Source organism: Pantoea sp. RG18 (assembly GCF_025910075.1).
GTDB classification, from domain to species: domain Bacteria; phylum Pseudomonadota; class Gammaproteobacteria; order Enterobacterales; family Enterobacteriaceae; genus Pantoea; species Pantoea agglomerans.
Genome location: NZ_JAPCIL010000009.1, coordinates 114,889 through 127,193, shown reverse-complemented (window position 1 = coordinate 127,193; position 12,305 = coordinate 114,889). Strand labels below are relative to the sequence as shown.

Here is a 12,305-nt window from a genome sequence, read left to right as displayed (position 1 = left end):
AATGGCTCTACATGGAAAGTTTGTTATTAATGATGCTGACTACTCACCGTTATCCTTTCCGGGGGTGGGAACGTTTTTAGCGTTCTCTGGCAATGGTGCTTATCGTAATCGTGGTGCCTGTGGAATGATTCCTAAAGAGGGGCCTGTACCAGCGGGTAAATACTGGATTGTTGACCGTCCTGAGGGAGGCCTCCGATCACAACTAAATGCCGGTGTAAGGGATATTTATAATCATTTTGCCAGCGGTGCTACGTTCAGGCATTCCGAATGGTTTGCAATATGGCGGGATGATTGGGCAATTGATGATTACACCTGGGTTGATAGCGTTAAGCGTGGTAACTTTCGTTTGCACCCCGGCGTTCTTTCTGAGGGTTGTATCACACTTCCGCATGATTCTGATTTTTCCCTGTTACGCAATGCATTATTAAGGACCCAGAAAATAGAGGTTCATTGTATGAGGAAGTTAAAGGCCTATGGAACGATTGAGGTAATTGCCAATGGCAAAACATGTCCTTAGTCTCTTTATAAAATTGGCGCTCTTTACTGTGATTATGCTGTTCGTTGCTAAAGAAGTTCCCTATGATGGATTAGTTGACTCTATAACAGCCTTATTTGATTTCCAAAGCGCTCTGAACGTTACCCATTTCATTCTGGGTGAACCTGACTTAGAGGCCTGGGAGTCGTTGCGGGATTACTTTTCTATTTTAATTAATACTCTAATCAGCATTCCGGTTATGAGTGCGATTATCACCCTTTTTAACGGCCTTACTCACAAAGTGACCCCATCTTGCCTCCCTAAAGAGTGGGCTTTCTCTACCGTGCGACGATTGATAAAAATAATCATTTTTGTAATGCTGCTTTGGTTATTCGTCCGCTTTGTACCTTACCAGGCTGTTTTTCCGGACATAGAAAAATTTTCAGATGTTGCTATGGCTGCACTTATGGCTTTCAACCTGATTTTAGCCATTTTCTGCTATTACTTTATTATGAAGAAATGCACATTCAAAAGGAGTTTGTAAAATGCCTATTCCAGCTTACATGTGGCTTAAAGATGACGGCGGTGCAGATATTAAGGGATCTGTAGACGTTCAGGATCGTGATGGTTCTATCGAAATTGTTGGCTTCAGTCACGGTTTAAATATTCCAGTGGATAGTGCCAACGGTAAAATCACCGGCAAGCGATCACACTCTCCCATTATGATTGAAAAAGAGTTTGATAGCGCCAGCCCATACTTATACAAAGCCGTTGCTACTGGTCAGACGCTGAAAAGTGCGGAGATTCGCTGGTATCGCATTAACCATGCCGGGCAAGAGGAATGCTATTTTGTTATGACTATCGAAGGGGTGAAGGTGACTGGCATTAATCCGGGGATGCCAAATGCTAAAATGGCAGGAAACTCGCAGATCAACCATATGGAAAGCCTTTCCCTGATGTACGACAAAATCACCTGGCGTTACGTTGATGGTAATGTGCAGTATACGGATGACTGGAATGTTCGGTCCTGAGATTAAAATCCTGTTTCCTGTGGTATAGCTAAGTTCTCCTTGGCAGTGAAGCACTAATTAAAACGTTACCGGGGTGTAATGGGGGATTTAGTGACGACCTCCATGCATGCTCGAAAAACGTTACGACCGCGTTATCCGGTTGTACAACATTTAAAAAAGGCACCTATTCATCGGTGCCTTTTCCCAGCCTCCCTGGCAGTCTTCAAGCCACCATCCACGCCACCAACCCCTTACCGATACAACGCCGCTTTCCCCACCGAACTAAACAGCGCCATCTTCGCCGCGACCACTTCACTCGCCGCCTGCATCGGTTTAACAAAGAGGGAATTAGGCTCGTGACCCCCTAGCTTCAGTTCCTGCTCCAGCGCCACGAAAAACGCCTTCTTCATATCGCTGGAGATATTGATTTTACCGACGCCATAACGAATTGATTCCGCGACCTCGCTGTCTTTGTTGCCCGAACCACCATGCAGCACCAGCGGAATATCAACCACCTTACGGATCTGCTGCAGGCGCTCGATATCCAGCTTCGGCTGCTTCCCTTTGGGGTAAAGGCCATGCGAGGTGCCGATGGCGACCGCCAGCGTGTCGGTGCCGGTCTCGCGCACAAAGGTCTCGGCCTGCTGCGGATCGGTATAGAGAATCTCGTTACTGCCACCTTCGCCGCTGCCTTCTGCTACACCGATGGTGCCCAGCTCCGCCTCCACAGAGACATTAATCGTGTGCGCTATCTCGACAATCTTCTTCGTCAGCGCAATGTTCTGCTCAAAAGGGTGAGACGAGGCGTCAATCATCACCGAGGTAAAACCGGCGTAGATCGCTTTCATCACCTCTTCCAGCGAGCGGCCATGGTCCAGATGGATCACTACCGGCACACGTGCCTGAATTGCCAGCGTCCGCAGATAGCCAATAAACTCCGGGCCGGTAAACGCCATCTCTTCAGGATGGATCTCCAGAATCAGCGGTGAATCCAGTCGCTCGGCAGTCTCAACCGCCACACGTCCAAACTCCGCGCTGGCGATGTTAAACGCACCAACGCCAAACTGATGCTGTCGGGCAACGCTGAGCAGATCTTTCATGTTGTAAAGCATAGGTTTTATCCTTGTTTTGCAGGAACGGAGATATCTTTTTTCAGGAACAGCAGGATCAGCGCCGTCAGCAGACTGCCTGCGGCAATCGCAAACAGATAACCCATGACATTGCTGATCACGTTAGGAATGAAGATGACAAAAATGCCGCCGTGCGGGGCGCGGGAGGCACAGCCCAGCATCATTGAGAGTGCGCCCGCTAACCCGGAGCCCGCCACAATGGCCGGGATGACACGCAGCGGATCGGCGACCGCGTATGGGATCGCGCCTTCGGTAATGAATGACAGACCGAGAATGTAGGTGACCTTGCCGGTCTCGCGCTCCTGCTCGGTAAACTTGCGGCGGAAGAGGGTGGTCGCCAGCGCGATGCCCAGTGGTGGCACCATGCCCGCCGCCATACAGGCGGCAATCGGTCCGTAAACCCCGCTCGACATCAGGCCAATCGCAAACATACAGACGGTTTTATTCAGCGGGCCACCCATATCAAAGGCCACCATCATGCCGAACAGCAGGCCGAGAATGGCCGCATTGGTGTTACCCAGCGAACTGAGGAAGTCGGTCAGCCAGCCGAGCAGCATTTTGATCGGCTCACCAATCAGCAGCGACATCAGTGCGCCGGTCAGCAGCACGCTTAACAGAGGCACGATTAAAATAGGTTTCAGCCCGGCAACCGCTTTGGGCAGATGGATATGGTTGTTGATCAACAGCGTGATGTATCCGGCCAGGAAGCCGGCAATCAGCGCGCCGAGAAAGCCGGAGCCGGTGTGGATCGCCATCATCCCACCCACGGCGCCCGCCACGATGCCCGCTTTGCCGCTGACAGACTGGCTGATCCCCAGCGCCAGAATCGGCAGCATCAGGGCAAACGCGGAACCGCCACCGATGTCAGAGAGCATCTTCGCTATCGGGCTGAAATTAGCGTCCCCTGGTGTGGCCGCCGTAATGCCGAATGAAAAACTCAGCGCGATCAGAATGCCGCCCGCCACCACAAAGGGGATCATCAGGTTCACGCCGGTGATCAGGTGCACATAAATCTCTGAAATCCAGGAGCGGGAACCCGACGCCTCGCGGGCACTGTTAGCCGGTTCAAATGCACTGGCCTGCGGAGCGGAGTTGGCCAGCCTGGGAGCCAGCTCGCCGTTAACAATGGCGTTTAACAGGCCTTCAGCATCCTTCGCGGCACGGGTAACGGGCACCTCAATCACGTTTTTATGCTGGAAGCGCGCCATCTCAACTTTTTTATCTGCGGCGATTAACACGACGTCCGCCCGATGAATATCGTCTTCGCTGAAAATATATTCGCTTTCAATCGCGCCCTGGGTTTCAACTAATACATTCAGGCCCAGTTTTTTAGCCGCTTTTTTTAAATTACTTTCGGCAAGGTAGGTGTGGGCGACGCCTGTAGGACAGGCGGTAATGGCAATAATGTTCATAAATGTTCTCCAGTGAAAATTTTATATTTATGTTTTTCGGTCTGAAGGGATGGCTACAACCTGGAATACCTCCTTTATTTTTAATTCATGCTGCTCTCCGGTTTATTCAGGCTCCCGATCGGGATAACAGTAAATGAAACATCTCTTCGCGATGCGGGACATTAAGTAATTGCTCGACGACATCCTCATCGCCTAACGCAATAGATATTTTGGCGAGCATTTTGATATGGCCTACATCTTTATCGGACTCTTTTACCGCGAACAGAATCACCAGCCGGACTTTAGTACCGTCGATGGTCTCCCACGGAATGTCCTTGCGTAAACGACCCACGGCAATGCGGGTTTTGGCGACGGCAGCAGATTTACCGTGTGGAATAGCAATATGGTTTTCAAATCCGGTAGAGCCTAATTCCTCACGCAGATAGACATCTTTCAGGAAAGCGGCTTTATCGGTGACGGCCCCGGTCTGGCAGAGCAGGTCGGTCAGCTGAGAAATAATCTGCTCTTTGGTCTGGCAATCGACATCGAGAATAATGCACTCTTCTTTTAATACTTCGTTAATAGCCACAGCTGTCGTCATTTTGCTTCTCCATTATCATTAATTAATCGAATTCGATACCAGACACTCCGTTACTCTTGCGATATCTTTCGCCGAGAACAGGGCAGAGACATACACCACCGGTTTTTCCAGCGGCTCCAGCCGGATAGTGGAAATCACCACGTCACACTCATGTCGTTTCAGGGAGTCAGCAATATTTTTCCCTGGCACGATGTCGATAATTTTCCAGTCGGGAAAGGCACGGATGATCCGTCCGTAAAGCAGCTGCGAGGTACCCAGGCCGCTGGAGCAGACCAGCAAGACCCGTTTTACCTTGATGCTGTTTTCGATGGCCGCCTGAATATGCACCGTCAGGTAAGCCACCTCATCGTCACTGATCTCATCCAGGCTGTACTCCTGCGTCAGCTGGCTGATTACCGCTTTAACGGCGGCGAACACCGTGCCCAGCTCGGTCTGGATATCATGCAGCAGCGGATTTTTAATCCGGATGTGATATCTGAGGCGGTTCAGCATCGGCTTGATATGTGAGGACAATGACGCCTGCAGGTTCTGGTCGGTGGTGATTTCAATGTTGATGCGCTGCGCCACCCGGGCGATCAGCGCCTCAGCAAAGCGGGTCTCACGCTCTGAAATCAGCGAGTCATCGTGCTGTGGTGATTCACCGCCCGCCTTACCGGAGGAGACCAGATACTGATAGATGGAGTGAGACTCCTCGGCCACCAGTACCGTGTTGTAGGCGGTCTCTATGCGCTCTATCACCGCCAGTGATACCTGCCAGGCGTGATGGTCGCTGACCCGGTTCATCGACACCGCGCGGGCGTCGGTCCTGTGCATCGGCGAGTGACTGCGGTGGATCAGCACCAGAATATGCGTAAATAAATTGATGTAGTAAGGATCGCTTATCGTATATTGCAGTTGCTGTTCAATAAAATTAATTAATTGCAGGGTAAAATGGACAGCCTGCTGACCAAACTTCTCTGAAAGCTCCTGCAGCGTGCTTTCATCCAGACGGCTTTCCATCATGTCCTGACGGTTATAAATCGATTTTAACACCAGCGCTTTCATCGCCATGCGAATATTATGGTCACTGCCTTTTATGCTGGTTCCGACACGGCTTTTTAATAAGGTTAAATCAAACTGATGTAACCATGCTTCTAATGTTTTTAAATCATTCACTATCGAAGCGCGGCTGATAAAATATTTATCCGCCAGTTCACTGATGGAGGAACTTTTTGGTGAAAGCATTAATAAATCCGATGCTATTTTCAGCATCCTGAAGTTGCTGCTGAAATCATCCACCTCGACAGAGAAAATCCGGCGCGCGGCTATTTCCGACTGCGCATCAGCGAATTTAATTGTGATCCCTCTCCCACTTTTTCCGCTGAGATTGATTCCCTGGTCAGAAAGTTTTTCGTTAATATCGGCGATGTCGCGGCGTAAGGTTCGGGTGGTGATTGCTGTTTTTTCTGAAATAGCGTGCAGGCTCACATAACTGTTATGAGAAATAAGCTGTCGCATAATCGTCAGTTGCCGTTCAGTCAGCGCCTTCATCATCATCAGGTTCCGCTTAATCCGTTATTCGCCTTGTCAGTTATCATCTAAGCAAAGGCACTATGCCATGTAAATATTAAAACATGGCCACAACCTGGTGGTCAGGCTGACCACCTGACCGTGAATTTCTTAAATAATCGGGGACGAGGTGCAAGAATAAGTGAAAGGGGATGTTAGGGTTTGGCGGGCTGACTGGCAGTGATCCGATTGGTGGGGCTACAACAATGGCTGAGGGCGGAATCTGGCGGGAAAGCCCGGCTTACGCCGGGCCAGATTTTATCTTTACACCATCTTTAAACGCTGTAGCCGTTTCTCGCGGCGAATCTTGCGCTCTTCCATCACCGCAACCAGCGCCATCAGGCAGATACAGGCGATAGCAGCGGCATCCAGTGCGGCAAAGGTGCCTGCCCAGCCGGTCAGGCCAAATATCGGCGTGCCGTCGGCAATCATGCCCAGGCCCAGTTTGGCGAAGCTGTCACCAATCAGATAGGCGAAAGTGCCTTTGATACCATCCGCTGCGCCAATTGCCTTTTTCGGTACAAAGCCGACCGCGGCGACGCCGATTAACAGTTGCGGGCCAAACACCAGGAAGCCCAGAGCGAACAGCGACGCCAGATAGACATACTGGTTGCTGGCATGCTGATAGATCCCGAGCGTGGCAATAATCAGTGCTAATGCAACGCAGGCGACCAGCGCACGGCGGCCATTGGCCAGATCGGATAACCAGCCCCACATCAGCGTGCCCACCAGTGCGCCGACTTCAAACAGGGTAAAGCCCTGAATCGCCACCTCTTTAGAGAGTTTCAGCTCCTGGAAGGCATAAACCGTTGACCACTGATCGATCCCGATGCGCACCACATAGAGGAAGATGTTGGCGAAGCAGAGCAGCCAGATCACCTTGTTCTTCAGTACGTACTCAACAAAGATCTGCCATTTGGTCATCGACTCATCTTCGGCTTCTTTGTCCTCATCGCTCAGCTCTTCGTCAAACAACTCTTCGGCCTTGCCCAGGCCATAAGACTCCGGGGAGTCGCTGCCGTAGCGCAGGCCGATAAAACCAACAATCAGCGCGATAATAGACGGAAAGATAAACATCCCAATCACGTGGCCGTCGAACAGCACATTGGCGCCAAACAGCGCAACGCCTGCCGCACCGGCACCGCCGAGGTTATGCGAGATATTCCACATGCCAAGATAAGTACCCCGTTTGCGGCGCGGCGTCCACTTAGTGATGGTGGAGTAGCTACAGGAGCCGCCGGTACTCTGGAAGAATCCGCTTAAGGCATAGAAGGCGATCATCAGAAACAGGCTGACGGATCCGGTGCCCATGCTGGCGCTGAAACCCAGCATACAGATGGCCGAGAGGATCAGCATAAACGGCAGGAACTGCTTGGTGTTTTTGCCATCAGCATAATAGGAGACCAGGGTTTTCCCGACGCCATAGGTGATGGAGAAGCCCAGACCGATCATTCCCAGCTGCGTCATGCTCAGTCCGTAGGTGGTGATCATATCGTTCTGCGCGATATTGAAGTTTTTGCGGATCAGATACATGGTCAGGTAGCCGATAAAGACCACCAGATAGGACTGCATAAACGGCTTGAACCACATCTTGCGCCGCAGTTCGATGGGCAGATCCAGCGTCGGTCTGCGCACCTGTTTGAGGAATGCCAGCATGGAAGGGGATTCTCCTGGTTGGAATAGCTGCAATAGGCAGCGAATGGCTGGCATTGTAAAAACCTGCCGCCAGACTGGCCTGAGACAGCATCCAGGCGAAACCAGGAAAATTTCTTAGTTTTGCCCCACTCGGGGCAAAAAGGAGAGGCGTATCACGCTTCAGGCAGGGCGCGCGGCGCCTGAGCATTTAAAAACGGCAGCAGAAGCAGGGCGGATATCCCCGCCGCCGTGGCAATCACTGCAAAGAAGCCGCTCCAGTGCCAGACGTCGATAACCCACGCCAGCGGCCAGCCGGAGAGGGACGCGCCAAGATAGGCGAAAAGGCCGACGAAGCCGGTTGCCGCGCCTGCCGCATCTTTATGGGAACACTCGGCTGCCGCCATACCAATCAGCATCTGCGGGCCAAAGACAAAGAAACCGGTAGTAAAAAAGCAGGCTGCCTGCATCACGTAACTGGTAAAGGGCATCAGCCACAGTGAGCCGACGGAAAGCAAAATCCCGGCTGCAAAAATCAGGTTCATCGGCCCACGGTTGCCGTTAAACAGCTTGTCCGAGCCCCAGCCCGCGACCAGTGCGCCTATCACACCGCCCAGCTCAAACAGGGTGACTACCGAGTTGGCCGTCACCAGATCCACCCCCAGCGTGTCGGAGATGTAGAGATTTCCCCAGTCATTGAGCGCAGCGCGAACCACATAGACCAGCACGTAACAGAGTGACAGCAGCCAGATATAGGGATTGAATAGCACATAGCGGGTCAGGATCGCCTTGCGACTCAGACCTGCGCCTTCCTGCTGCTGCGCCATCTCCATTTCATCCTGTCGCCAGTCGCCTACCGCGGGCAGGCCGACAGTCTGAGGCCGGTCGCGCAGACGCCAGCAGAGAAACAGTCCGGCGAGTATCGCTAAACTGCCCGCAATCATCATTCCGATTCGCCAGCCATAGTGCAGCGCCACCGCACCGATAACGATCGGGATAACCGCACCGCCAACGTTGTGCGCGGTGTTCCATAGTGCCCACCAGCCGCCGCGCTCGTTACGTGAATACCAGCTTGTCAGCAGGCGCGCGCAGACCGGCGCGCCCCAGCCCTGGAAAAAGGCGTTGATGGTCCACAGCAGCGCAAAGGCCCACAGTGAGGTGGAAAAGCCAAACAGGATATTGACCACGCCGGTAGCGATCAGCCCCAGCCCCATAAAGTAACGGGCGTTGGAACGGTCACTGACGATGCCGGAGAAGAACTTCGACAGGCCGTAGGTGATGTAAAATAGCGTCGCCAGCAGGCCGATATCAGTGCGCATCATCACGCCGCTGGCGATCACTTCCGGCGCTGCCGCATTGAAGCTTTTGCGGGTAAAGTAGAACAGGGCATAGCCGATCCAGATGGTCGACATGATGTGCCGCCGCCAGTAGCGATAGCGGCTGTCAATCTCACTTTTGTCCTGCAGCGGAGCGGCGTTAGCGGGCGTTTTCAGAAAGTTAAACACGGTGGTTCCTCAGGCCGTACGCAGCGGCAGATGCACGCTGACGCGGGTTCCATGGGTGCAGGAGATAGTCAGCGATCCACCCAGCGCACTCACGCGTTCGCGCATCCCGACCAGACCAAAGCTCTGCTGACCGGAACCTGGCGGCAGACCGCAGCCATCATCTTCAATCACCAGCAAAACGCGACCATCCTGTTGCCAGCCTTTGAGCGTCACGGCGCTGGCGCTGGCGTGTTTCACAATGTTGTTCAGCCCCTCCTGACAGACGCGAAACAGCGTGACGCGCTGCGCTTCGCTCAGCAGCGTCTCATCAATACGCCACTCAAGGTGACTGACGATGCCGCAATCCTCCAGCTCCATCTCACGCATCAGGGAGCGAACTGCCTGTTCAAGTGACAGGTCATCTAGCTGGCGGGGTCGCAGACGTCCCAGCAGTCGCCGCACTGAGTCATAGACGCCAAGAGAGAGCTGCTCAATATGGACGCCGCTCTGGATCACCCGGCCATTATCCGGCGCAAGGCGCTGCACAATGCCCGCCTGGGTGCGGATTGCCGTAATCGTCTGACCGATATCATCGTGCAGTTCGCGCGCCACCTCCTGGCGCACGTTCTCTTCTGTCTCGACCAGCCGTTCCGCCAGGCGCCGGTTGCGTGCCAGCTCACTCTGCAGCGACTGATTCAGCTCGCGCAACCGCTGGATACCGGCACCCAGCAGCAGGCCGGTCAGGCTTTGTGCCAGTAGCGAAAGCAGGAGATCGACCGGATGATCGTGCCAGGTCTGGCTGGCGATCAGCGCGATTGCGTTCATCAGCGTAGCAATCAGCGCACCCTGCCAGCCGTAGTGCCAGGCCAGCGCAATAATCGGCAGCGCCAGACAGAATGGCGTAAAGCGTGACAGTTCAGCGGGCAGGCCAAGCTGCAACCAGAGACTGATGACAAACAGCAGCAGATACCAGATAAGATGCCGGGCGCGCCAGTTGACCGGTTGCGAGACCAGCGCCGGTCCCAGCGGCTGCCAGCGGGTGCTGGTGAGGTAGTGCCAGATGACCAGGCAGGTCGGGGCCAGCGTCAGACCACCGGTGAGCGTCAGCAGCAGGGCGTTCAGCATCTCCTGCTGTCCCGCCCACGCCAGGGACTGCAGCAGCGCTGCGGCGATCAGAGCCGCGCCCTGGCTCAGCAGCGTGCGCCAGTCACGCTGATGGCGGTAATGGGAGATCAGCGCCACCGGCAGCAGCGTCAGTACACTGCCCGCCATTAACAGCGGCAGATGCGCCAGCGCGACCACCTTCACCAGCCAGATCAGCATGATCCACTCAGCTGCCAGCAACACCGGCCAGTAAGCGCGTGGACATTGCAGCATCAGCCCCAGACGCAGGCCAAACGGGAAAAGCAGCACCGCCAGCTCCGGGCGTTCCACCAGGTGCAGGCTGATACTCCACAGGCAGAACCAGGCCGCCGAGAAGATGAAAAAGCTGGCGACAATGGAGATCAGCCGCGAAACACAGGGGCTCATTGCCAGCCATCAAACATGCGGCGCGCCAGCTCCACATCATTGCTGACGCCGAGCTTCTCCATCAGATTCGCGCGATGGACATGTACGGTTTTCGGTGACAGCGCCAGCTCAACGGCAATTTCCTTTACCGCCATGCCCTGTGACAGTTTTTCCGCCACCTGACGTTCGCGTCGGGTCAGCGGGTCCTGCCGACCAGCGGCCAGCTTGATCGCAATCTCTGGTGTCAGATAACAACCGCCTGTGGAGACGGTGCGCACCGCCGCGATCAGCTCATCGGGACGACAGCGTTTAGAGAGGAATCCGCGCGCACCGGCATTAAGCGCCTGCTCCACCAGGGCCGGACTGTCATGGACTGACAGCATGATGGTGGCCAGGCCCGTCGGCAGCTTGCTCAGCAACTCCAGCCCGGAGAGATCCGGCATCGAAATATCGCAGATACAGACCTGAACGCCCCGGCCCGGTAAACCTGCCAGCGCCTCACGGCCAGAACCAAATTCCGCTACGACCTGGAAATCCGATTCCAGGCCCAGCAACTGGGCAAAGCCGGAGCGGACGATAAGGTGATCGTCAATAAGCGCGATGGTGATCATGTTTATTCCTGGCGGGTAAAATCGCGCTTACCTTAGCGATAAGCACGAAGCTGTTCAAGTCGTGAGCAGTCTATTCAGGTAAGGGAGTGGGTAGAGTGATGCAGGTCAAACTGTCGTGGATCGTGAGAGAAGCATGCCGGACTGAATCGCCGCCCGGCAGATCGTGAGGCTAAGCAGCCGATCAGTGCAGACAGCACTGCTTATATTTTTTGCCGCTGCCGCACGGGCAGGGATCGTTGCGGCCAGGCAGTTTCTCTGCCGCGACAGGCTTCTGGGGAACGGGAATCGCTTCAGGCTGGGAGATCCAGTGATCGTGCAGCGCCAGCGCAGCAGGACGGATAGCTTCAATGCTGGCTTCCATCTCGTCCGGCGTCATGGCATCGATCTTTTCAAGATTCTCTTCCACGCCGTGCAGAGCGATGGCGTCCAGCGCGGGTTGCAGATCCTGCGGCAGGGCAGACCAGTCGGTCAGCGCGACACCGCGCATGTAACCGAAGCACCACTCTTCCACCACGGTAAATTCCAGACCTTCCATTTCACGGATGCCAAACAGCGGTTCGAACTGCTCAGGGAATTCAGATAAGCGGTCAGCCACATCATTCATATGCTGGAAGCAAAGCGACATAAAGCGCGTCATTTCACGCTCGTTGCTCCATTTTGGGATCTGCTTCTCGCCACCCCACAGTGCCACCAGCCACTGGCTTGGCTCGACGGTGACGGGACCGGAGAGAACGGCAGTCAGCAGGCCGTCGAGCTCGGAGACATCAATAATCGATGCTTCGCTGCCATATTTTTCCAGCATATCTTCCAGCCATTGCAGCTCTTTTTCGGACAGTGGGCCTTCTTTCATGCGGTTGCCTCCCGGGCATTTCAAAAATTTCAGCGGCGTTGAGCCTTAAAACCGCAGCAGTGTA

General features: G+C 54.2%; 12 protein-coding genes and 1 pseudogene. 3 read left to right on the top strand and 10 right to left on the bottom strand.

The window, feature by feature from the left end; all coding sequences use genetic code 11:
- Position 1 precedes the first annotated feature (1 nt).
- Genes OK409_RS11750 through OK409_RS11740 form a run of 3 tightly spaced genes read left to right on the top strand, consistent with a single transcriptional unit; the run spans position 2 to position 1,506 of the window.
- Complete coding sequence (locus OK409_RS11750) at positions 2 to 517, top strand: DUF2778 domain-containing protein (protein ID WP_264367135.1); 516 nt, start codon at positions 2 to 4, stop codon at positions 515 to 517.
- Positions 498 to 1,019, top strand: a complete 522-nt coding sequence (locus OK409_RS11745) for a hypothetical protein (RefSeq protein ID WP_022625343.1) — start codon at positions 498 to 500, stop codon at positions 1,017 to 1,019. The genes OK409_RS11750 and OK409_RS11745 overlap by 20 nt, the downstream gene beginning before the upstream one ends.
- 1 nt (position 1,020) lies before the next feature.
- Positions 1,021 to 1,506 (top strand): Hcp family type VI secretion system effector, encoded by a 486-nt coding sequence (locus OK409_RS11740; RefSeq protein WP_010671741.1) that lies wholly within the window; start codon positions 1,021 to 1,023, stop codon positions 1,504 to 1,506.
- A 230-nt stretch (positions 1,507 to 1,736) separates the two neighbouring features.
- Here OK409_RS11740 and OK409_RS11735 read toward each other — a convergent pair whose 3' ends face one another.
- The 10 genes and pseudogenes from OK409_RS11735 to OK409_RS11690 form a co-directional block, all read right to left on the bottom strand.
- Positions 1,737 to 2,597, bottom strand: coding sequence for a ketose-bisphosphate aldolase (locus OK409_RS11735; RefSeq protein WP_010671740.1), 861 nt, complete (start codon positions 2,595 to 2,597; stop codon positions 1,737 to 1,739).
- 5 nt (positions 2,598 to 2,602) lie between these two features.
- On the bottom strand, positions 2,603 to 4,027 hold the full coding sequence (locus tag OK409_RS11730; protein WP_264367082.1) for a PTS fructose transporter subunit IIC: 1,425 nt from the start codon (positions 4,025 to 4,027) through the stop codon (positions 2,603 to 2,605).
- 106 nt (positions 4,028 to 4,133) lie between these two features.
- Positions 4,134 to 4,607 (bottom strand): PTS sugar transporter subunit IIA, encoded by a 474-nt coding sequence (locus tag OK409_RS11725; RefSeq protein ID WP_050498581.1) that lies wholly within the window; start codon positions 4,605 to 4,607, stop codon positions 4,134 to 4,136.
- Positions 4,608 to 4,625: 18 nt separating this feature from the next.
- Positions 4,626 to 5,657, bottom strand: coding sequence for a BglG family transcription antiterminator (locus tag OK409_RS11720; protein ID WP_230873606.1), 1,032 nt, complete (start codon positions 5,655 to 5,657; stop codon positions 4,626 to 4,628).
- Between the two features lie 51 nt (positions 5,658 to 5,708).
- Positions 5,709 to 6,104: pseudogene (locus tag OK409_RS11715) on the bottom strand (HTH domain-containing protein); the annotation flags it as partial.
- Positions 6,105 to 6,419: 315 nt separating this feature from the next.
- The gene (gene uhpT / locus OK409_RS11710) at positions 6,420 to 7,811 is read right to left on the bottom strand and encodes a hexose-6-phosphate:phosphate antiporter (protein ID WP_264367081.1); all 1,392 of its coding nucleotides are present in this window, start codon (positions 7,809 to 7,811) and stop codon (positions 6,420 to 6,422) included.
- 152 nt (positions 7,812 to 7,963) lie between these two features.
- Entirely contained in the window at positions 7,964 to 9,292 is a 1,329-nt protein-coding gene (locus tag OK409_RS11705; RefSeq protein WP_050679764.1) for an MFS transporter, read from the bottom strand.
- A 9-nt stretch (positions 9,293 to 9,301) separates the two neighbouring features.
- Positions 9,302 to 10,801 carry a signal transduction histidine-protein kinase/phosphatase UhpB gene (gene uhpB / locus OK409_RS11700; protein ID WP_264367080.1) on the bottom strand — a complete coding sequence of 500 codons (1,500 nt, stop codon included), beginning with the start codon at positions 10,799 to 10,801 and terminating at the stop codon, positions 9,302 to 9,304.
- On the bottom strand, positions 10,798 to 11,391 hold the full coding sequence (uhpA, locus tag OK409_RS11695; protein ID WP_010251517.1) for a transcriptional regulator UhpA: 594 nt from the start codon (positions 11,389 to 11,391) through the stop codon (positions 10,798 to 10,800). The genes uhpB and uhpA overlap by 4 nt, the downstream gene beginning before the upstream one ends.
- Positions 11,392 to 11,572: 181 nt before the next feature.
- Positions 11,573 to 12,241 carry a YecA family protein gene (locus OK409_RS11690; RefSeq protein ID WP_033769584.1) on the bottom strand — a complete coding sequence of 223 codons (669 nt, stop codon included), beginning with the start codon at positions 12,239 to 12,241 and terminating at the stop codon, positions 11,573 to 11,575.
- Positions 12,242 to 12,305 lie beyond the last annotated feature (64 nt).